The organism is Paenibacillus sp. FSL L8-0708 (assembly GCF_038009325.1).
Classification (GTDB): Bacteria; Bacillota; Bacilli; order Paenibacillales; family Paenibacillaceae; genus Paenibacillus_AQ; species Paenibacillus_AQ odorifer.
In genome coordinates this window covers 4029688-4052866 of the sequence record NZ_JBBPBC010000001.1, presented here as the reverse complement: position 1 = coordinate 4052866, position 23179 = coordinate 4029688, and the positions used below count along the sequence as shown (strand labels likewise).

Genomic DNA, 23179 nt, shown 5'->3' with positions numbered 1-23179 from the left:
GTACTCCTCATGCAGATTGAAGACGGAGCAGCAGTTGATCAACCAGATCTGTCTCTCGCAGCTGGTTGATCCAGCGCTGAGGGATATGCTCATACCCATATCGGATTCCGGCAAGACCACCTGTGATACAGGCTGTTGTATCCGTGTCGTTGCCTAAGGCAACTGCTCGTTTGACGGCATCTTCGTAGGAAGTGCAGGTTTGGAGGATCATACACGCACTGAACAAGGAATCCACAACATAACCAGATCCTTCGCCATAGAATACTTTATCTGGATGAATGTTCTCTTCGAGCTCCCGTTCATGCTCAGGCATCTGCTGGTAGATCGTTCGAAGCTTGCTAAGAGCAGTTCGGTAGCACAGATTGAAGTCTTGCTCTTGCAACAGTTCACGTGCAATTAACACATAGAAGGCACAACATACCTGATTACAGATATGTGCATGAGTTACAAGGCATTGAGTATGTGCATCCTGAACGAGTTGTTTATCTGTTCCTTTGTGCCACAAGGCAAGTGGTAGCACGCGCATTAGCGCCCCATTCCCTTTCCCATCAGGAACTGTATTGCCACTTTCGTAAGGGGACATTCCTTGGTAATAAGTAGACAACGTACGACTGGTTTGTATTCCAACATCAAAAACTTGTTGGGCTACTGCCCATCTACCTTCATGATACCAGTCGACCAATTTGTCAGCAAAATCAGTTAGCTCCAGTGTACCTTTATCGATCAGACTCTCCAGCAGACATAGTGCCTGCGCACCATCATCCGACCAGGTGCCGGCAGGAACATCTCGGTAGGTGGGCTGAAAGCCCACAGGAGGAGTAAACTCAATCTGCTCCAGAGGTGGGAGCTGCTCCGCTGATCTGAATTCATAGGGGACACCAAGAGCATCTCCAATCAATAAGCCGTAAAGCCCACCCTTAATCTTATCCCACATGTTGTATTCTCCTTATCACTAGATATAATTTGGATCAAGCTGTCTACAAATATATAAGCCTACCCTATCAATATTTAAACTGTTTTGCATCATGTAAATAAAAATTGAAGAAATAAGCTTCCAATGAACAATACGATAGTAATCTAAGCCTTTTTTGAAATCAATAATATATAACAAAAGATGAGGCTGTTTTTAAAATCAACAACCTCATCTTTTTTATGAATCTTTCCCGAATAATTACGTGTCTCTACTTAAATAACCATTCAACTTTTTCTGCGTATTCGCAGTTTATTTTAGTCCCTATAATTAGCTAGGATGAAGTGCCCGGGCCATCGCATCCATATAGCCCTGAACAGCGCGCTGACTCACTTCTGTTTCTGGAGCAAAAATTTCGAAAAGGTGAAAACAACCGGGATACAGGTGGAATTCGACATCCACACCTGCTTGTGCAAGTCGTGCCACATACTCCATTGTCTCGTCTCGGAATAGATCGAGCTGACCTATACAAGTATAGGCTGGCGGCAAACCTGCCAAGTTCTCCGCTCTCGAGGGTACTGCATAAGTAGATTTTCCTCTGACGTCGCTCTCCTCGCCCAGGTACATGTTCCAAGCTGCTATGTTGTCTGTTCGGTTCCAGATTGCGCCTGCTTCCGTAATCTCATGACTGGACGATGTGATGTTTCGGTTGTCAAGCATCGGGTATAATGGCATTTGGAAAATAAGAGACGGTCCTCCTTTATCACGCGCCATCAGCGCGAGCGCTGCTGTCAGTCCGCCGCCACCGCTAGCACCGGCAATTGCAATCCGATTCACATCAATGCCAAGCAAGGCTGCCTCCTCCGTCATCCATACCAATCCAGCATAACAATCTTCGATCGCCGCCGGATAAGGGTGCTCGGGAGCAAGCCTATAATCAACCGATACGACTATACATTCTGCTGTCTGAACAAAGCGTTCGCATAATTGGTCGTCCATATCCGGATGTCCTAACACGTATCCGCCCCCGTGAATCCATAGCATGGCAGGTAACAAGTCATTCGTTCGCCCGGCAGGCTCATAAATTTTCACCAGCATCTCGCCTCCATCCCTCGGGATTTTGCGCCTGGTTGTGTTTACATGCTCTGATCCTTCCACGGATGCAGCTGACACTAAGCTCCTGCTCCACTCTAAATTCTTCTCCAATTCAAACCCAGGAAATTGTGAATAAACCTCTCTTAATTCTGGTAGTATACGTGGTTCAACACTCATAATAATCCCTCCAAATAAAATAATGAATTCGTTCGTTTACGTCTTATTCATAGATAATCCTTATCCCATTTGAGCTTCCCACTTGGCAATTTCCTCTCGTACTCGCGGCGCAACTTCTGTACCGAGCAGTTCTATAGCCCGCATAACCAACTCATGCGGCATCGTACTTAAGGGAACATACATCATGAATCGTGTAATCCCTACATGCTTACGCAGATGGATTATTTTTTGGGCGACTGTTTCCGGATCCCCTACATACAACGCACCATCAAAGCGTCGGGCAGCATCATAGCTGGAACGATCGTAGTACGCCCACCCCCGTTCTTTGCCGAGCTTATTCATACCGTACTGGGTAGACGGAAAAAAGAGTTCTGCTGCCTGTTCCGTATCTTCTGCAACAAATCCGATGGAATGTGAACCTACCTGAAGCCGTGATACATCATGTCCGGCATGAGCTGCCGCCTTTTTATACAGTTGTACAAGTGGTGCAAAATTGGTTGGGTTTCCACCGATAATCGCCAGGACTAATGGCAGGCCCAGAAGTCCTGCACGCACGGCAGACTTCTGGGTACCGCCGCTACCAATCCATACGGGTAAAGAGTGCTGAACAGGGCGCGGGTACACACCCAGATTATTTATCGCTGATCGATGTCCTCCACTCCATGTTACTTTCTCAGATTCCCTTATTTTCAGAAGCAGCTCGATGTTTTCATTAAATAAATCCTCATAGTCATGCAAGTCATACCCAAAAAGCGGAAAGGATTCAACAAAGGAACCCCGGCCCGCTATAATCTCGGCACGTCCATTGGATAAGCCGTCAAGCGTGGCAAAATCCTGAAACACACGGACAGGATCAGCTGATGAAAGAACCGTCACAGCACTCGTCAATCGAATCCGCTTTGTTAGGGGGGCTGCAGCAGACAACACCACTGCTGGTGATGAAGCTGCATAATCTTCACGATGATGCTCACCTATGCCAAACACATCAAGTCCTACCTGATCCGCAAGGACGATTTCTTCGACGACTTCTCGTAATCGCTGTGCGTGACTCATCACAACTCCGGTCTCAGTATCAGGCTTTGTTTCTATGAACGAAGTAACACCTATTTCCATAGTTAATCTCTCCTTATATTTTCTCTAGCAATTCGCCCGACATCATCGGTGCAACCCAATTTCTTAAGAAGAATGCTCAAGACAACGGATTAAAGCCGTCCAATCCAACTCACCATAACCATTGGCAATTCCTTCAGACAAGTGATGGTGGATAAGCTGACCTAAAGGTAGAGGAGTTTGAACGGACTTCGCTGCCTCAATAGCCAATGCAACATCTTTTAACCCAAGCTTCATTTTAAAACCGGCCGGTTCAAAGCGCTGTTCGCTCATGATCGCTCCATAGTTCTGATATATTGGAGATTGAAAAAGAGCATTCACGACATTCATAAATCGGGACGAATCAATACCGTGCTTTTCTACCATTAGCTGCACTTCCGACAAAGCTTCCAGCATTGAAGCAATTAGAAAGTTAACGCCAATTTTCACAACGTTCCCTTCTTCGCCGTGATCCCCAATCTCTACTATCTCTTGACCCAATACTGTTAAAAGGGAACGTACCCGTTGTCTTGCTTGTTCCGGACCAGCTAAAATAATACGCAATTTAGCTTCTTTAGCGGCATCTGGGCGCCCCATCACCGTGGCAGACACAAAGTGTTGCTTTCGCTCCGCATGCGAGACGGATAATTTTCGAGCCAGATCTACGCTGATTGTACTGGCAGAGATGTGAATTCCATTTTCCGACAATCCATTCAGAACACCATCTGGTCCCTCGACGACCTCCTTCAAAGCAGTATCATCAGAAAGCATGGTAATTACAAGATTGCTTTCTTTCACTGCCTCTAGCGGTGTTTTGGCATATCGTGCTCCCTGTTTCATTAAGGGTTCAACTTTTTCAGAGGTCCGATTAAAGATGACTAATTCATAACCCGCTTTCAACAGATTTTGGGCCATTGGGAGCCCCATATTTCCAAGCCCAATAAACGATACTTTCATTAGACACCTCTCCTTATTTTGAGGGATTTATCAATAACGGAATGATCGTTCCGTAATAATTAAAAAAAATATAGTCTAACACATACTCCTTAATTAGCACCTTCAAAATATGGGGAATATGATAACGGAACGATCGTTCCGAAATAATTAAAAAAAATTAGATTCCTGCTATTACAAAGCTAATCATCTCTTTTGCACGTTCCGGATTCTGATCTGCTTTGGCCATAATATTAATGCTTTGATGTAAATTCAACAATAAATAAGACAACACTTTGATATCAGTCGTTTTATCAATTTCTCCCCGTTGCTGGCCTTTTTCTAAAAGGTCACAAAAAGCTTGCTCTAATTCCAAAAAACTAGTCTTTATCAACTCATTAATTTTTTCATCTGGCGACTCCAATGTTGTAGCTACATTCGTAACAAAACACCCGCCCGGCAGGCTGGTATCGTATGCTGAAGCAATATGATACTCAAAAAATTGAAGAATTCCATCTCTAACGCTAGATGCATGTTCAAGAATAGCCTGCTTATTGAAATTCCCCTTTTTATAATGCTCAAGGGCATCTGTATACAAGGTTTGCTTGTCGGAAAACGTATCGTAAAGGCTGGATCGGCTGATGCCCATCACCTCTAGTAAATCCGGTATGCTAGCCGCTTCATATCCTTTTTTCCAAAACAACAGCATGGCTTGATGCAGCGCTTGATCTTTGTTAAATTCTTTTGTCCTAGCGATAAGTAACACCTCCCGTCATTGAAATATAACATATCTGAACTGATCAGTCCAGATTTATAAAATAAACGGACACTCATATTGGTGTCCGTTCTTAAGAGCAAATACTTATTTATTGAATTGCTCAAAAATATCTTTTATCCAAACATCAATGTTTGTTGCATATTATTCTAGTTTAATGATCAAATCAGCTAGTTCAGAGTTAGGCATCTCGTTTACGGTAAAATATAATAGCTGCTGTAATAAAGATCAGTGTCCATAACAGGGAAATACCTGTCCCTTCCATTGGTGTAAGGACATTTATTTCATCGGAGGAAGGCGGCATATACATATAATATCCTGCTGTATCCGGAAAAAAATATTTAGTATTGTGTAGAAAATCTTTCGACAATGGACTGACAATGAAGTAATAGCCAAGCAGTACCACTAAAGCAGGAGTAGTTCGTCTTAATAAAGCACCTATAGCTGCACTGAGAAGTGTGGTTAAAGTTAGATAGCCTGTTGCACCTGCTAATGATTTTATCATTTCGTCTATTTCAATCACTACTGCTGTGTCTTTCATCATGATAAAGGTATATAGTACACCTGATGCAGTAGTAAAAGACGCCGCAGGAATGGTTATAATGGTCAAGGCCAAATACTTCGTGGATAATTGAAACCCTCGCCAAGGTATCGTAGTTAAAGTAGTTCGAATCTGTCCCCCTGTATACTCTGAACAAGTAGCTAAGATACCAAGAATAATGAATCCTGCTTGAAGATATCCCATAGAAGAAAGTCCTGTATTCAGTATATTTTGCGTTCCTGCTGCCCCTTGTAGATCAACAGAAGTAAAAGCAGCGGCTAAACCTAAATTAAGAATGAATGTAACCAAAAGAGTGAGCCCTATCAATGGTAATGTAACTAATTTATCCAGTTCAGCACCCAGGATTTGTGTTATCTTTCTACTAGATGAGACACTCATGCTGCAACGTCCCTCCTATGGAATACAATAGCTGCAACAATGAAAACAACGACTACCCAGGCAAACATGACTAAACCGCCTGTGAAGGGGGTGTGAAACCTCTCGAATAAACTGCCTGTGGATGTGTTGTCCGTAAACATAAACATTTCAGCGCCAGCCCTATCTGGTAAGTAAAACGCCAACTTTGTAACCCTATACAACAGGACACTAAATGATACAACGGATGAATTTATTATGAGCACAGCAAGCGGGAGGATGCCATTCTTAGTTAGAAAAGTAATTCCAAGTGCTAAAAGAGCAGTGAATGTCCAGTAACAAATGGCACCGATAAGTCTGGACCATTCAAATGCAGGGGCATATTCACCAAGAATAAGATGCGTTGCAGACACAGTTGTCATAATAGCAACAATACAAAGCAGTATGCTGATCACAGTCACAGCGCCTGCTTTTGCCAATAAAAAATGAATTCGGGATGAAACAACAGTTAAACTCGTTGTAATCTGTTGTCCTCCACCAGATTCACTGCTCTCTGTCAAATACTCACTGCTGACAGCAAGCACACCAAGAATAATAACGCCTTGCACACCAAGAGCTAACCCGATATAGCCAACTTCCGATAGCCGCGTGCTAACTCCAGCTATAATCTCCTCTTTTTGTGCTATGCTGTCCAAGGCAGCAATAAGCGCTGGGGCAAACGCTCCAATGAGAAAAGCAAGCCAAATACCCGGTAAGGAGAACAATTTAGATAGTTCCGCGTTAAATGCTCTCATACAACTTCACCTGCATTTTCAGATGTCAGGGCAAAAAAGGCTTCCTCCAGCGTGGAATAGTTACCTATTACTTCTTCCAATGTTCCATCTGCAACGATAGTTCCATGCTTAATAATCACCACATCATCAACCGTCTCTGCAAGCTCTCCCATTAGATGACTGGATAACAACACCGTATTTCCAGACTCAGCACGTTCACGTAAAAATGTCCGAATCCACCGAATTCCTTCTGGGTCGAGCCCATTTACGGGTTCATCTAAAATCAATACTTTTGGATCACCGAGTAGCGCAGCTGCTATTCCAAGTCTCCTCCCCATACCAAGAGAATACTTCCCAACTCTTTTTCCGGCTGCATTAGTAAGACCTACTATTTCCAGAACTTCCTCGACACGTGAGTTAGACAATCCTGCGGCACGAGCAATCCAACGCAAGTGTGCCCGTCCTGTTCGCATACGATGAGCTCCAAATCCATCAAGTGCGGCACCTACTGTTGATACAGGATTATGTAATTCTGCGTATGGCTTTCCATTGATTAGTGCACTCCCTGAGGTAGCACGATCTAATCCAAGCAGGATGCGAAGTGTAGAGCTTTTACCTGCTCCATTTGGACCTAGAAAACCAGTTACTCTGCCAGGTCTAGCTTTAAAACTGATACCTGATAAGATTTTCCCAGTTCCGCGATGTTTGACTAAGTTATTAATTGTAAGCAACCATAACACTTCCTTTCTGTTATGGTTCTAATTATAAAGAAGCAAAGTTACATCTCGGTTATCCTGCTGTTTACTTCTGGTTTAACTTTAGGTTAAGCTCTACCAATAGCCACTGTTGTGCCGTTTTCATTTGATGTAAAGTCAGCTTTAAGCTTCATTTTATTCAACATATAATTTGAAGTCGATAAACCTATCCCCGCCCCACGCTCATAGGAAGAGTTATCCATCCCCGGACCTCTGTCTGCAACAATGATCTGTTCTTTTTCTACATCAACCACAATGTTTACATATTTCCCCTCTGCTGCATGGCGAAGAATATTCTGAAATAAATTATCCAGAACACGTGTCATCCATTTAGGATCTGCATCCCAATAAAAAGTCGCCTCAGTCGGTAAATCAACCTCGATCCGGATTTCTTTTTCTTCAAATACAGGATACCACGCAGCAACAGATGCTCTTACTAAACGTCCAATATCTGTTGAAGTGGGCTCAAAAGGATGTTTTCCTGATGTAAGCAATGTATAGGAAAGTAAATCATCCATTAGATCTCCGACTCTAGTAATCGTATGGTTCATCTCTGATAATGAGTTTTGTCCTTCTAGACTCATTGATTCTTTATTTAATCGGGTGACATGTCCCCTCAAAATGGTAAGCGGCGTTCGTAAGTCGTGAGATAAATTCGCGATGAGTCGATGTCGTAACAATTCCTCTTCATGTTCTCGCTTGCGACTGTCTTCAAGCTGCTGAATCATCCAATTAAAAGAACTTCCTAACTGGTCGATTTCATCCATACGATCACTTTGAACGGATATTGGTTTAGGAAATGAATTATGATTAGCTGAAAATGACATGACTTCCTGTAAGCAGGTGAGACGTTTACGAAGTCTCAAGAAGAAAATCCAAGAGATTACCACAAATGCGACAATAATAAAACCAAACACAAGAAGTACAATGTAAAAATAATTTAACTTATTCAGCTCTTCTTCATTAAAAGGAGACGCAATGAACGCAGATAAGAAAATAAGTACGATCGGAGGTAAAAAGATAAATAGAAAATGTCCTTTTAGAAAACGACGAAATAATGATTTAGTCTGTTTCATAGTTTCACCCGATAGCCTATTCCCTTCAACGTTTCAATAATCTCTGGGGAGTCTGGATGGCGTTCCAGCTTTTGACGCAGTCGATGAATATGTACCATTAATGTTTTATCACCTGTGATATAAGCTTCTTCCCAGATGGCTTCATAGATTTGTTCTTTTGGTAAAACTTGATTAGGGTGGCGTAAGAAGTACATCAAAATATGATGTTGTTTCCCTGTCAATATAATTTCTTCTCCTGTGTGTTTGTCAAATACCATTTGGATTTCCGGATCTACTTCAATATAATTCCCTAATGAAATGCGTTCGGAATGTGTTCCGCCCTTTCGACGGATTAATACTTCTAATCTAGCAATTAGTTCATCCGTATGGAATGGTTTCGTTAAATAGTCATCAGCAAATTGTAACCCTTCTACCTTATCATCTATCGATGTTCGAGCAGTTAACAGCAAAATAGGAACAGCAGGAGCTGCCTTTTTTAATCGTTTCCCCACAGTAAATCCGTCTAAACCGGGTAACATGATATCCAAAATAACGATTTCATGCTGATTTACTTCTTTTTCAGCTCCTTCACCAGAAAGCAGCCACTGTACTGAAAATCCTCGTTGTTCCAATTCTTCCTTTACCCAACTGCCGATCTTCTCATTATCTTCAATATATAACACGTTTCTTTTCAAGTAACTTCCCTCTTTCTAAACCGAGTTCACTATTAGACAGATTAACACAATCTAAAGAATTGTTTCCAGTTAAGACAATTTTATTGTTCGTTAATAGAGGACATTCACCGCCAAGTTATCGTCTATGCCGGGCGCACACTAGAAAACCCTCTAACATGGCAGTGCATGTTAGAGGGTTTCGAGCGTAGCTGCTAATTTTAGGAAATACTACTTCATGATACTAATAGATTTCGAAGTATTATCGAAGAATATATTTGCACCAAAATACTCAGCAATGAAACGTAATGGGAGCATAGTACGACCGTTTACAAGTTCAGCTGCTACATCCATTCCTGGTGCAAGTTCACCGATCTTAATCGATAAAGTCTGACCTTTCAAGGTGATCATTACGGTTTTCGTAACGTTATCCCAGCTTACATTTGCTCCTAAGCTCTCGGCAATGAAGCGCAGTGGGACTAACGTTCTGCCTTTAACTACCGTTGAAGCAACGTCCATACTCATTTCGATTCCGTTTAATTTATATCCTGTCTTTCCTAAAGTGAATACCAATTTCACAGGTTCAGGCTTGGCTGTAATGAAGATATAACCTAGTCCTTTTGCCGTGAAGGTAAATTTACCTGTCTCACGCTCATAGTTGCCGCCTAAACGCTCCATGTTACCGTTCAATTGAAGCATAACACCGCATAACATGTTAAGCTCGTTTGTCGACAGCTTCTCTTTTGACAGATCGAAGGTTACGGGTATAAGCCCTGTATAATCCGTTACTTCCCGGCCATCCACGAAGATCTTTAATTCATATCCCCGCCCTATAGCTCCGCCTCTTTCATCTACAGGTTTAATGACAACCTTCATCCGCTTTCCTGTATTCAATTGCTTCAACAATTCAGCGGACAATTTAACAGATACGGTGTTATTCGTAACGATTAGCGGTTTGTCGGCATTAATAATCGCACCGATCGTATCGCTTTGAATCTCAAGCTCATCTTTTCCGGCTGACATCGTCAATGCAATGGAATTGCCCTTCTTCAGCTGCTCTTTGATTGTAGCATCAATACGCTCCGCTACTGATAACTCTGGCGAAGGAGTCGGCGTACTGCTGTGGCCATTTGAATTGCCGCCATTGTTATTGCCATTATTGCCACCACTGTTATTTGCAGTAATTACAATAGTTAACTCTATCGTATCCATGCCAGCATGATTGGAAGCCTTAATATTGAATTTGTAAGTTCCCGCTTCAGTAGGCACGCCTGAAATAACACCCGTAGCTCCTTCTAGATTCAGCCCAGCAGGTAAATAATTATCACTCACTTTCCAGGTAATCGGTTTGTCGCCGTAAACCGCTAATGTTACCGTATACGGTTGTCCAACGTTGCCACTTGGCAGATTCTTAGTGATAATCTCCGGAGCTGTATCCACTGGCTTATCTTCTTTAATCTCGATGCTCAATTCTCGCTCATCTTTACCAAAATCATTCGTTGCTGCAACCGTGAATTCGTAATATCCTGCCTCTGGAGGCGTACCCGAGATAACGCCTGTTGCTTCATCTAGGTTCAAATCTACTGGCAAATCTCCTCCCTGGACCTTCCAAGAAATCGGTTCACTGCCATATACCGCTAGTGTTACTGTATACGGTTGTCCAACTTTGCCATTTGGTAAATTCTTAGTGATAATCTCCGGAGCTGTATCAACTGAGGCATCTTCAGTGATCACTATATTGAACTGTTTTGTGTCACTGCCAACGCCATTGTTTGCTTGAACTTTGAACTTAAATTGACCCCATTGATCCGGTGTACCAGAGATAACACCAACATCTTCATCCAAGCTCAATCCTGATGGTAATTGCCCCTCTACAACGGCCCATTTGATCGGCTTATCGCCATCAGTGGTAAGAACTGCCGAATAAGGTTGTCCTACCTTGCCATCCGCAAGCGAATTCGTCATTATCGTTGGTGCCGTACCTGCGTCTTCAGCCCATTTCGCATATAATTCAATATCCCTTGTAACAGGATCAGCATCGAAATTCCAAGCATCGTTTAATCCTTTATCTTGATACCAACCGCCGAAAACAGTTTTATCTTTTGTCGGCGCTGTTGGCTCAGTAATTGTACCGCCCATGTCAGCGAACTTCACCGCAACTTCACTGCCCCCATTGGAATCAAAAGTTACCGCATAAGGGTTGTGCGCGCCGATGGAATGCGTTCTAGCGCTAAGTGAATTGCCGAAGAAGTCTGTTCTCTCCGTCATATGAGGCAGAGCATTCGCCCGATCCACATATGGGCTTACAATCTCGGCACCTGCACCATAGGCCAGGTTATTACCATCCGCAAGACGGAATCCGTTCATCGCACTGTAATCAAGCTTGGCCTCCACTGTTCCACTGTTGGTAATCCAATGTTCAGGCGCAGATTTATAGTCTTTTAATATAGAATTCAGTTCCTCTTCCGTTACATAGCGGTTGTCTGTTGCTGTTACTCCTGCACCTAGATATCCGCCTCCACCTGCGTTCATACTGCCAAAAAGATTAGCCGGATATACAATGTTGTTCGTAAACCGTCCGGCTGCAAATGGAGCTGATGTTCCCCCGCCTTTCAGACCCACCTGGTTGTTTTCCCCAGTGTAGGCAAATATATTATTTTGGAAATAAATGTGCAAGTTGGAGGCTGTCGGGTCAAATACTAACGAACTGCTATTCTTCAATGGTGTGACGATGACATTGTTATAGTATAAGCCACTTAATTCCTCGCTCGTTGAAGAACCTCCTGCAAGCAATATTAGACTGTTAAAGCTCTTGTTAAAATCGGGGCTGCGGCCGTCGTTCACGCTAATATTATAGCGAACGATATTGCCCTTGGCAGCATTCATCTGTAAGTACCAACCACCATAGTTATTTCGGCTGTAATTGTATTCATACACATTGTCCTGACAATAGTTGTCAATGTCCCAAGCCATACCGTCATTACTTGCATGATAAGGGTTATCCACAGCTTCATTATAGCGGAAGATGGTGCCTTTACTTGCCATAATCCACGCAGCCGCATAGTTTTGCGAACCTAGATATGTTGGTGCTGTATTATTTGGCCCCCAGTTCGTAACCAGATTGCCGCTCTTATCGCTTAAATAGCTATAACCGTTGTCTGTGACCACATTTCGTTCCACAAGGGAGTTGTTCCCGCCGGACATAACAATGCCATCTCCAACCGAACTAGAAATCCAGTTGTTTCTAAACACAGCGTTGGATGCCCAAGGATAGCTTGAATTACTCCAAGTAATACCTGTGTTATTAGTACCTGGATTGCTTGGCCCGTAGGCATTATTGCGAATACCTTCGTTATCACAACGAAGGGTTTTGTTGCCTTCAACCAATATATCCACATAACCATTAATAATGATGCCGCCGGATACCTTACTTGCCCCATTTGCTTGGTGCAGCCCATTAACATCATGAACATAGTTATCTCGAATGACGATTCCTTGCATACGAGCATCAGCATAATCTTGAATATTAAACTGACCTTGTCCCAGCTTGGAAATCCGTGACATTACAGCGATACCGGAGCGGCCGTCACCTGCCGCATTGCCGATGTTCGTTACTTCAATTCCACTGACAACCCAATAGTTTACGTCATATAACTCAATGGTACCGTTTAAGGAAATGCCTGATGGGCTCGACGCTGTTCCTCCACCATTAATTACCGGGCGTTGGTTAGGGTCGGTCGTATTATATTTTGTAAGTGTAATCGGATTTTCTTCCTCACCATTGCCGCGCAGTCTGATTTGTTCGTTCCATACGCTATTCGCATCCAGATAAATAGTTGAACCTGGCATAAATACATATTCATTAATCTTGGAGATTGATTTCCATGCCGTAGCTGGTGTGCGTCCATCTGCATGATCGTCACCGTTATTGGAGAGATAATAATCACGGACTTCAAGGGGGACAATGTTCAGCTCGAAGGTGATTTCGGCAGGATACAGATCAAGTCTAACGGTATATTTTCCCGGCACGATATTATTTCTTGTGAATGATTCTCTGTTAATCTTCAATACATTACCGCTAACCGTATAATCCACATCCCGCAGCAGAGTTACAGCGCCGATCTTCACTCCAGCCAGATCCGTTAAATCAGGATTTACGGTGATATTATAGTCATCCAGACCAATAACATATGTGCTGTCTTCCAAGTGACTATACTCTTTAGGCAAGAGCTTTAGCGTAATAGAAGCTGTTCCGGTTTGGGCTGCTATTCCACTATCGATAACATATACGTCATCGATAAAATGCCTGTTCTGTATATCCTTAACCGTTCCAGGCTTGTTGCCCCAGTTCGTAGCAAGCTGCAATGCGTCGATCTTGGAAATATTGTTCTTAACTGGAGTATCAAAATTTCCGCCAGCTGTTGTTTGCCTTTGAATGTCTTGTCCATCGATTTTATAGGTTGTTCCTGTTGATGTAACGAACCATTGAAATTTATGCCAACCTTCGCTTCGCTGGACATCTACAGGATAGAATCTCCCGGATGAACCAGGCCTGACTGCGTAATTGGTCAGATTTGCCGCCCAGTCACCATCTCCATTGCCATAATTTATTGCGATATGTTCATTGGACGATGGGGTTAAGCCAAAGACAGCGTGGTCATTGGAAGCCGCTCTGCCATCATCATAGTACCAAGCAGTAACGATTGTTGTCTTACCGGTTGCAGGGGCATAATTATAGGTACCTGGAACAGTCGCCACCTGACCGGCGCCGCTTGATGTCGCGGCCTTTCCTCCGGTACGGGACATCACATCGCTGTGAACATATCCGTTCGAACCATTTGAAAATTTCTTCTCCCCTTCAAATCCATCGTAAAACTTAGTGTCAGCCTTATTGAAGTAATCAACGCTCACATGTACAGTAACTTCTTCGTTCCCTGTCGGAATATAACCTTTCTTAACCGTCACGAATCCGGCATCATCAACTTCAATCTTATCCTTGTCTTGATCCGCCGGACTGAAGCTGATGTTATCAGCAACGAACACATCAGCTGTGTCAACCATTAACCGCGTTCTATCTCCTGCCCGTAATGTATCGTTCTGGCGAATTAGCGCAATGTTCGCTGAATATTGTGCACTCTCCCCTGATTCATCAGAGTCTAAGAATCGTGACGTTGCGTTGCCGTTTGCTTTTATTTTAAATGTATCATTTAAAGTCGGGGACAAAGCCGCATCATTGCTTGTTGCTGCAATCGGGCTTCCTTTAGCCACTCCATTACTGAAGAGTTGAACCGAATAGGCAGATGCGTTAGCGACGCGATCCCATGTAGCGTACGTGCCGTTCCATCTGGCATTTGCCGGTGTAGGCAATTTCTCGATCTTTAATATTCCGGATGCTGCAACTTCTTCACTGATATCTCCCGAATTATTTATGACAATAGCTGTAACAGTGTAGTTGCCCACTCCCAGTGCCCTTGCATAGGGCAGAACATGATACCTTTCATGATTGTTAGGCTGGTCGGGTCCCCCATTTTTCGATAAATAATAACCAACAGGTACACCGTCTTTGAACAGTGTTACAAGGGTATCCCCGTAATTGGAAGCGCCATTATAAATACCCGAATCCGAGTCAAGCGTTGGATTAATTGGTGCATTCACCTGCGTATTGGTGGTTATCAACAACGGTACAGCATGGGATTTCACTACAACTCCCTCTGCCGAGGAAACCTCGCAATAATAAAAATTGCCTTGTTGTGAAGCTGCGTCCACATTGGAAAGTGTTAATACTGCCTTATCAGCTCCGCTGACTTTTGTCCCGCTCAAGCCAGTCTCATCATCAGATACATACCATTGATAAGCAGTAGCAGCGGCTGATGCCGTAATGCTAAATGTTGCTGTCTCACCTTGTTTCACTTCTGCAGCTGTTGGCTGAGTGCTTATTTCTAAATTTGGCAATCCGCCGGGAGGCACCAAATTCACTGTTAATGTTCTGGTTCCTGTTGTTGTAGCCACATCTTTTACAACATAAAAATCGTCGATTAGATGTTTATTTTTAATATAAGCTTTGTTCCCTGTCTGGCTATTCCATCCTCCCGCTATTTTAGGCTGAATGGTTGTACCGCTCTTCATAGCTCTGTAAATATCACTTTGCGCTGAATCAGATATTAATGTTCCGTCTATTTGTAACGTCGCACCATTTGGTGTAATAAGCCACTCGAATTTATGCCAGCCTGTGGAACGTAAAGCCCCGCTATCTTTCCAACGGTTGCCTGCTGTACCCGCTGATGATGGTGCATAAGCCCAAGTATATTTCGTCGGGTTATGAATAACATCTGCCTCTGAACTTTGATAGAATGTCCCGGCAAAGGTGGCATTTTTACCATCTACAATAGCAAATTGCGTTCTATCCGTCGCAGTCTTCTCCTCATTAGGATACGGGTCAAAATACCATGCCGTCATCTTATAATTGCTGCCAGCCGGTAATGCCACATCTTGAGCTACCTTTTCATTATTCGTATCATCCGAAGGTGTAATCGCTTTCAATCCAGAACGGGACTGTGCATCGGACAGCGTGAATGACGAGCCTAATTTGCTCATAGATGTCATCGGACCATTGTTGTTCTCGAAGTCCTCCATGAATAACACTTCTGAGTCAGTGTAATAACCCGCCCTGGCCGTGATTGTCACCGGGACGCCCGGAGCATCTGGCGACGCAAATGTATAACCGTTAGATAAAGTAATGTTCCCCTGATTATTAACAGTTAAAAGTTGCGAATTGCTGGAATCATAACTTACCTCGTCAATAACCGGTCCTTTAACCAGACTGCTTAAAGGTGAACCTTTATACGTAAGATTTACCCTACCTGTTTGACCTGCCGCTTGTGTCAATTCTAGTACAACGGAGTCAAAAGATTCGCTCCCTCCCGCAGCTGACACTTCGGATGAAGGCGCCAAGCTGAACAGACCAGGGAATGCCAACGTTGTAGCTATAACTATCGACAAAGCTTTTTGCATCCATTTCCATCGTATCATTCCAAAATTTCCTCCCTTTGAAATTAATAAATTTATACTTTATAAAAAATCTGTATCTATGGAAGTCTCAATAGACATAGATTTTTATAAACTTAAAAACTAACTATTCTAGTTCACTACTAACTCACTGAATCGATTACCGTTATACACGATCTTCAATTCATTCGTATTTGCAATTAACGCTCGCAAGTCAGACTCCGCCGATCCGTATAGAATGGAATCTTTCACTTCTTCCAGTTTAAGCTTGGTGATTTCCGGTTTTGTGGTTAATGTAGCAATGACATCCTCACCCATATATTTACCGATTACTGTCTCACCTATAGAAGCAGCAGCTAAAGACTCCCAGAACTTAAGAGACTCGGTATCTTCTTTGGATATATCCAAACGATTTAGCACTTTTTCTTCTTTGGCCTGCCCCGCTGTCGCTAACGCAGCCGTTAATTTATCAGCTACACGAACATAATCCGCACTTTTTGATGCATACTCAACTTGTAACTCGGTGTCGCTCATTTTCGTTTTCTTTACCTGGGTTTCTATCAAATCCGGCCAACGGGCGCCACTTAAATATTGCATGTATTGATATAAATCAAATTGAGGCAACCCATAGTAAGTCTCTCCTGAATCATCCATCTTAGCTCGCTTAACATTTTCTTCTTGCATGTCGGATTTAAGCTCATCAAAGCTTTGGTAAGGGGCGATTCCTCGCTTGTCTGCAATAAATTGCTCCTGCTTGGACATTAGCAATGCTGTCATCGCAGAATTTTTGGCGTATTCAGAGGGGGTTTCATGATTTTTACCGTATTGACGTGTCCAGAAGCTCTCATCTACTTGGGCCCCATAAGTTCTGAAGAAATAGTCTACCGTTATAGCTCTCTGCTCTTTGACAAAAGATTGAAATTCTTCCTCTGTTACGGCGTATCCATCTACTGTAAATATCCAATTTTTAGGCAGTTCCGCCTTTTTGTTAGTTAAGCCCAACATGAGTAAAGCAAGAACAATCAGAGCGGTAAACAAGATAATCACTGTTGGTTTTCGTCTTGTAATCCCCATGACAGCCTCCTCTCCAATATTCAACCTAGCTTTGCATGAAAGCCATGACAGTGAAATTCTTCGCCGTTGCAGGAGAAGTTCCCAAATTTAAATGGTTAGACATTATTGTAAGTTTAGCCACACCCTAATGTAAGCGCTTATTTAGACTGAATTAGAACAAATTTGACATGTTCAAATTACCACGTTTGGTTGAAAACGCCCTGCTAATCTAGCATGAGCAGTATTATGTAGATATCACCCAGTTGAGAGCCTTGAAAGATTAGCTTTTTGTATAGCTCTATACTAAATTCCAGGAAATAAAAAAGCCGAATGGATTGTTCTCATCCACTCAGCTCATAAGTTTATTCTACAATAATCTTTATCGTATCACTTTCCGTTGTTCCACTTCCATTCATAAACTCACCGCGATATTGATAGATGCCAGGAGATTTCCCTGAAATTTGTGTAATGGCCGATTGAGCACTTGGTGTTTGTGAAGATAAAGATTGCGTTTCAATAAGTTCGCCATTTTCATATAATCGATACTGTTCTGCGTTCGCGCCCCACCACATATTAGCAGTAATACTATAGTCGCCATCTTGATCCCAGTTGTCACTAGACAACACAGGTTTGCCGGGATTCGCCTCAGCCACGGTGACGGTGTGTGGATCACATGAAGTCGTTCCATACAAATTCGATAACTCACATGTATACACATAGGTTCCATTCGGCTTTCCTTGAATAGGAATAATGGAAGTCTGGGCGGCTGGCGAAACATCGGCCAGTGACTTCGTTTGGATCAATTGACCATTCTCGTACAACTTATACAGTGAGCCATTGTTTCCCCACCACATATTCATTGTAACCTCATAATTGCCATCATTTATACCTGTCGCAACACCGCTATTATTCGAAAGTATCGGTTTACCTGGCACCCCATTTGCAAGCAATTCCGGGCTAACGGAATGCCGTTCGAACTTGACTGCATCAGCCCTCGTATAAATCATATCGGCAGGTAGAGTTGGCGGATCTACCGTTGTCGGAGTAACCCTGGTTAGACGAACGTACTCGCTGCCGTCTCCAGTAAAGTCGAACGTTCCTAGATTAACCCAACCTGATGAGCCGACGGTTGCATCAATATACGTAACCTCGGTAACCGACTGATGCTTCACTTCCACTTTGACATAGTTATCATTTGCCGTCGTATGGACGAGCTTGTAAATGGAGACCGTATATTTCCCCTCTGGGAACTGGCCTTTCCACGTCGCTGATGAACCTTGAACGGTAGAATAACGGGACTTAACCCCAATTTTGTATCCAGCTAAATTGCTTTGGCTCCAAGATCCTTCTGTCGTGTATAACCCAGTCGTATTCGTGCTGTCGACAATAACCGTTAAGTCCCTGATCGCAATTGTCATAGAAGGTGTTGTTAAGGTCACCCCGTCAATCGTTACAGTGGCCCATACCTCAATATGATCCGTTTCTCCGTCGAGACTTAGAAGGGTCAACATACCGCTACTGTCCACTTCAGCCAGATCGGTTCGATCAACGAAATACTGCACATTTGCCTGTGATAGATCACCAATCAGACCGTTATCCAAATAGCCGGTTACGCTTAGTTGTGCGGTTTGAGTCATTTGCAGTTCACCCCGATCCGACAGGATCACTACAGACTCCAATTGCGGCATACTGTTTGGATCCACCCACATCATCGCATCGGCAACTACCCGTGACTTGTTGGCCTTATTGGTTAATTCGACATATCCGCTATCGCCTGCTGCAAAAGGATAATCTCCCAGGTGCACCCAAGTCCCATTGGCCGTTGTCTCATCAACGGTAACCGTCTCGGAGCCTCCACTATAATAAACGGTAAATGAGGCATTCGTTGCCCAATTTTCACTTGTAGCGGTTATTTGCGGAAGCTTGTAATACACACTGTAAGTAACACTTTCCGGCAGCTCAGGCCGCCATTTAATTCTGCTTGTCGCTGTGCCGGCAGTCGATTTGGCGTACACATAGTTATCATAGTAATAGTCGTTAGCCGTTGTATCCCGTATCCAGACGCCTTCTGTCTCTGCCTCCGTATTATCCACAATGATCGATGAACTCTCCTGCCAATCCGGTTGAACTGGAGTTTCTTGTACTTGATCAGGCAAATAGAGTGTCCGCTTGCGGGTCTGTTTCCCATCCGATTCCACATAATAAGTGAAGGTTTGGGATAAATCGTTTACCCGTATCGACCATTCCATCGGATAGATCGTATCTGGAATGGTTGTATACGTTACTCCGCCATCCAAGGAATAATGGATCGTCGCTGGTTTTGTCGTTTTTGCCTGCACATAAGCATCATAGGCCGTTTCGTCGGGCTTGACGATCAGCATACCTTTAACCGCATCTATTGGACTGTGGATATCGAAGAAATAGCTTGCAACCGATGTATCAGCAGTTCTGACCTGGTGCAGCGGCACATCAATGTTGAGTCCTTCTACAATGATAGCGGTTATTCCCTTGCTTGAAACCGTGGCTTGAATGATTCCGCCACTCATAACCACTTGCTCTGGTATGCCATTGTCGCGGATGATGGTTACGGTATAATCTTGTGCCGGGTTGAACCCAATGATTTGCGCATTCAATTCGATCGGAGTCTGGACTTCAGCTGATGATTCGTTGCTTAACCCGATGTAGAATTTGTTCCCGCTCTCTCCCGTTATCCAGTTCAATTGAGGATGGTTGGTCTTGATAATCCCCTTGGGCATCCAGAGCCAAACGCCGGAATTACCGTAAAAATTCCCTGGTTTATTTCCATAGAGGTGATATTTGAACCATAAAAAATTAGTTTCAAAAACAGAAGGAAATGTAATACTACCATTCGATTTCAACGTTTGTTCGCTGATCAAATAATCCATCGTTTGCCCGAGCTGTCCCGGGATATGGTGATAATAGATGGATGTAGCCCCGCTTGGGCCTTCCAGAGGAAACTCTGGCTCAAGTTGGCTAACGGCGAAGCCCTTATAGTAATAACCTGGATAACTAGAATATCGTCCAATAACTGCATTATGAGCAATATCCTGCAGCAGTTTATCACCTGTATAGAGCGACAATCTCAGCATGAATGGAGCTTCCTGAGCATTCATCCGATAATAGCCAGTTGTACTTCCCGCTTCAAACGTCAATCCATTGGGAGAAACAAGCCAACTATCCGCTTGTAAGCCTCCGGCTACATCTTCTGGGAGCTTGATCCGAGGATATTGATATTTACCACTTTCCGGCCAATGGAACGACTCCGCGTAATTATACGTCTCAGGCTGCGGAATCGTAACTCTACCTTCAGGAACCGGACGAGCAACAAACATCGTTGCATACCGTTTGGCTTCCTTATAAGCGGCATTCAAGTATTTGGGATCCTGAGTTTCCTCGTAAAGCTCCAAGATCTCCATCCACAGCTTGCTATAATAATAAATGAACTCATTTTTACTCACATTGACGGATGCAGGCGTATCAATATGCTGCATGATATAGCTGTCGGCTGCATCCTTGGCAGCCTGTAAATACTGCGTATCTCCCGTCATACGATACATCATCAGGGGTTGAATGACAGGACCCCGGTCTTTCTGGTCAGGATCACGCACGAGGTATTCTTCCTGTGCCAGTGCTCCAATTCCTGCCGAAGTACCCATCATCTGATTGATAGCGGTTACGCTTGAAAAATCAAACGGCAAGGTTGCCATTTTCCATAACGACGGCACACCGTATACTGGCTTTTGCGTAGGCGACCAGCCTATACCATTTCGCGATAAGCCATACTGGACGGACGGCAATGCTCTCGTATCGTAGAGCTGGTCATCCCCAGTCAAATAGTAAGCCCCCAAAAGAACTGCATTCGAGCTTGTTCGAACGCTATCCTCGTTTTCGATGTCAATAAAGCCCTTGGCACGGCTCCACCACCCGCTGGGTGACGGGACATAATCAACAGTGTCATCCCCTTGCGGCTCTATCTTAAGTAAATCGATCATATTGAACATCGCGTCAGTAAGCGACTGATCTGATACATTTTCCCGGTATGCAGAATAACCGTACTCTTTGCGAAGAATATCCGCGTAGGACTCATACAATTTTCTTTTTTGAGCGATTAGTCCCATATGAAATTGATAAGTGCTTTCTGCGTTCATTTGCGAATAGGTCCCTAATTGAGGAGCATACAAGATTGGCTGCACGCTGCCTTCGTTGTTAACAAGGCTCATGCCAAGCCTTTGCTTCGTAACGCCTCCCGTCGGTTCAAATTCAACCGGAAGCTCATCCGACGGTACAAATACCCCATATGTCAATGGATTCCCCGAACCGTCATTCTTCTCAATTAGACTCATCGGAGCGCTTAGTTCCCTTAAGCTTGTTGATTCCACTGAACCTACCATTTTGGCGTGTGATCTAAAACCATTTAACACTTCATTGACGTCTGAGATTTGCTCTGTTGTGAAGGACTGATAACCGATTACATAATTGCCATCCTTGCGAGGTGTAAAGGCGAAGGAAACATCAGGTTTGTCCCCTGACATGGACCAGTTCACTTGTAAATCGTAATCGCTTTCATGTGAAGAATCGGTTAATATCGCCGTGTGGCTGTCTGGGAAATTGATCTCGTCGAATGTAATCCAGCGTTTGTTCATCGTATCGTAATAATTGGTTCGACTCCCCGCATTCCCATCCAATAAGACCCATTGTTCTTCAAGTCTTTCCGCCACATTATTGACAGGCACCCAGTTCCCCGTATCCGTATCCTTGTAGAACATATCACGAACGATGGTTTTGCCTTCATCCCAAGCAGCTTCATAAAAGGTAGCCTTATAGCTGGCATTCTCGATGCTGCCTTTTTCCGTGTAACTGAGATTTGCCAATGTACGGCTGCGCAGCGGAGGCAACGGCGGAGCTTGCTGCCGTATATTCCCTTCAAATTTGACCGCATCGGCCCGCGTAATGATTTTTCCGGTCGTAGGTTGTGTTCGAGTCAGTCTGACAAATTCGCTATCATCACCACTGAAATAATAGGACCCCAAATCAACCCATCCGGCCGATGGCCCCGACGAGGGTCTCAGATCCATAAACATGACATCCGTAATCCCATTGTGAACAATTTCGATTTTAACATTACTGTCTGCTTTATCCGCCCAATCAAGCTTGTTGAATGAAATTTTCGCCGTCCCTGCTTCTAATCGCGGATTCCATGTGATGCTTCTTCCTACTGCATCGGTAAATTTGGAACTGGAATTATTATATCCCTTCACTCCCGTACTTGTAGTCCAATCAGGAGCGGAGAACCCGTTATTTGCGTTATTTACATCAGTAGTGACGACATCATCAATCGTCAGGCTTCCATCATCAATGATGATCGTCTTATGAGGCTCTTTTTGCTGAATATTCCCTTCGAACTTGACCGCATCTGCACGAGTAAGTATCGTGCTGGTTGTGCTGGTAGACCGAGTTAATCTAACGAATTCGTTACCAACTCCGGAAAAATAGTACTCTCCCAAATCAACCCATCCCACAGAATCGCCAAACGAAGGTCTCAAATCCATAAAAAGAACATCCGTCGTTCCATTGTGGACGATTTCAATTTTTACATTGCTATCCGCTTTATCTTCCCAGTTAAGCTTGTATAACGAAATTTTCGCCGTTCCCGCTTCCAATCGTGGATTCCATGATATCGTTCTGCCTGCTGTACTCGTATATTTGGAGCTGGAGTTATCATACCCCTTCACCCCTGTACTTGTGGTCCAATTTGGAGCCGAATATCCGTTGTTCTCGTTACCCACATCAGGTGTCACTACATCATTGATCGTGATGCTCCCGTCATCGATAATAATCGTCTTATACGGTAAGGTCTCTGCATAAGCGGTCCTTATTCCGTCTAGGCTGAAAGGAACTAATATCGTCACGATGAAAACGATTAAGAAAAACAGCTTCCTTTTTATCATACA

13 protein-coding genes are annotated in these 23179 nt (G+C 43.6%); all 13 read right to left on the bottom strand.

Going from position 1 to position 23179, the window contains the following annotated elements; genetic code table 11:
• Nucleotides 1–7: 7 nt before the first annotated feature.
• The 13 genes from NYE58_RS19100 to NYE58_RS19040 all read right to left on the bottom strand — a co-directional run bounded on the left by NYE58_RS19100 (nucleotide 8) and on the right by NYE58_RS19040 (nucleotide 23176).
• Entirely contained in the window at nucleotides 8–934 is a 927-nt protein-coding gene (locus NYE58_RS19100; protein WP_076126570.1) for an ADP-ribosylglycohydrolase family protein, read from the bottom strand.
• Between the two features lie 306 nt (nucleotides 935–1240).
• A complete protein-coding gene (locus NYE58_RS19095; protein WP_341002700.1) occupies nucleotides 1241–2182 on the bottom strand; it encodes an alpha/beta hydrolase in 942 nt (313 codons plus the stop codon).
• A gap of 60 nt (nucleotides 2183–2242) precedes the next feature.
• Entirely contained in the window at nucleotides 2243–3295 is a 1053-nt protein-coding gene (locus NYE58_RS19090) for an LLM class flavin-dependent oxidoreductase (RefSeq protein ID WP_341002698.1), read from the bottom strand.
• A gap of 63 nt (nucleotides 3296–3358) precedes the next feature.
• A complete protein-coding gene (locus NYE58_RS19085; protein ID WP_341002696.1) occupies nucleotides 3359–4228 on the bottom strand; it encodes an NAD(P)-dependent oxidoreductase in 870 nt (289 codons plus the stop codon).
• A gap of 157 nt (nucleotides 4229–4385) precedes the next feature.
• Nucleotides 4386–4970, bottom strand: a complete 585-nt coding sequence (locus NYE58_RS19080) for a TetR/AcrR family transcriptional regulator (RefSeq protein ID WP_341002694.1) — start codon at nucleotides 4968–4970, stop codon at nucleotides 4386–4388.
• A gap of 190 nt (nucleotides 4971–5160) precedes the next feature.
• Nucleotides 5161–5919: an ABC transporter permease gene (locus NYE58_RS19075; protein ID WP_076126564.1), complete on the bottom strand. Its 759-nt coding sequence runs from the start codon at nucleotides 5917–5919 to the stop codon at nucleotides 5161–5163.
• Nucleotides 5916–6689, bottom strand: coding sequence for an ABC transporter permease (locus NYE58_RS19070; protein WP_341002692.1), 774 nt, complete (start codon nucleotides 6687–6689; stop codon nucleotides 5916–5918). Before NYE58_RS19070 ends, NYE58_RS19075 begins: the two co-directional genes overlap by 4 nt.
• Nucleotides 6686–7408: an ABC transporter ATP-binding protein gene (locus NYE58_RS19065; protein ID WP_249267692.1), complete on the bottom strand. Its 723-nt coding sequence runs from the start codon at nucleotides 7406–7408 to the stop codon at nucleotides 6686–6688. Before NYE58_RS19065 ends, NYE58_RS19070 begins: the two co-directional genes overlap by 4 nt.
• Before the next feature lie 83 nt (nucleotides 7409–7491).
• Complete coding sequence (locus NYE58_RS19060) at nucleotides 7492–8499, bottom strand: sensor histidine kinase (RefSeq protein WP_341002690.1); 1008 nt, start codon at nucleotides 8497–8499, stop codon at nucleotides 7492–7494.
• Nucleotides 8496–9173 (bottom strand): response regulator transcription factor, encoded by a 678-nt coding sequence (locus NYE58_RS19055; RefSeq protein ID WP_076184885.1) that lies wholly within the window; start codon nucleotides 9171–9173, stop codon nucleotides 8496–8498. Before NYE58_RS19055 ends, NYE58_RS19060 begins: the two co-directional genes overlap by 4 nt.
• 207 nt (nucleotides 9174–9380) lie before the next feature.
• Nucleotides 9381–16178, bottom strand: a complete 6798-nt coding sequence (locus NYE58_RS19050; RefSeq protein ID WP_341002687.1) for a putative Ig domain-containing protein — start codon at nucleotides 16176–16178, stop codon at nucleotides 9381–9383.
• 108 nt (nucleotides 16179–16286) lie between these two features.
• Complete coding sequence (locus tag NYE58_RS19045; RefSeq protein ID WP_341002685.1) at nucleotides 16287–17228, bottom strand: hypothetical protein; 942 nt, start codon at nucleotides 17226–17228, stop codon at nucleotides 16287–16289.
• 341 nt (nucleotides 17229–17569) lie between these two features.
• A complete protein-coding gene (locus NYE58_RS19040) occupies nucleotides 17570–23176 on the bottom strand; it encodes a golvesin C-terminal-like domain-containing protein (protein WP_341002683.1) in 5607 nt (1868 codons plus the stop codon).
• Between the last annotated feature and the right edge of the window lie 3 nt (nucleotides 23177–23179).

Excerpts from the sequence above, each read along its gene's own strand:
- NYE58_RS19050 (WP_341002687.1), bottom strand. The coding sequence starts at position 16,178 with ATGATACGATGGAAATGGATGCAAAAAGCTTTGTCGATAGTTATAGCT.
- NYE58_RS19070 (WP_341002692.1), bottom strand. The coding sequence starts at position 6,689 with ATGAGAGCATTTAACGCGGAACTATCTAAATTGTTCTCCTTACCGGGT.
- NYE58_RS19095 (WP_341002700.1), bottom strand. The coding sequence starts at position 2,182 with ATGAGTGTTGAACCACGTATACTACCAGAATTAAGAGAGGTTTATTCA.
- NYE58_RS19090 (WP_341002698.1), bottom strand. The coding sequence starts at position 3,295 with ATGGAAATAGGTGTTACTTCGTTCATAGAAACAAAGCCTGATACTGAG.
- NYE58_RS19100 (WP_076126570.1), bottom strand. The coding sequence starts at position 934 with ATGTGGGATAAGATTAAGGGTGGGCTTTACGGCTTATTGATTGGAGAT.
- NYE58_RS19040 (WP_341002683.1), bottom strand. The coding sequence starts at position 23,176 with ATGATAAAAAGGAAGCTGTTTTTCTTAATCGTTTTCATCGTGACGATA.
- NYE58_RS19075 (WP_076126564.1), bottom strand. The coding sequence starts at position 5,919 with ATGAGTGTCTCATCTAGTAGAAAGATAACACAAATCCTGGGTGCTGAA.
- NYE58_RS19060 (WP_341002690.1), bottom strand. The coding sequence starts at position 8,499 with ATGAAACAGACTAAATCATTATTTCGTCGTTTTCTAAAAGGACATTTT.
- NYE58_RS19045 (WP_341002685.1), bottom strand. The coding sequence starts at position 17,228 with ATGGGGATTACAAGACGAAAACCAACAGTGATTATCTTGTTTACCGCT.
- NYE58_RS19085 (WP_341002696.1), bottom strand. The coding sequence starts at position 4,228 with ATGAAAGTATCGTTTATTGGGCTTGGAAATATGGGGCTCCCAATGGCC.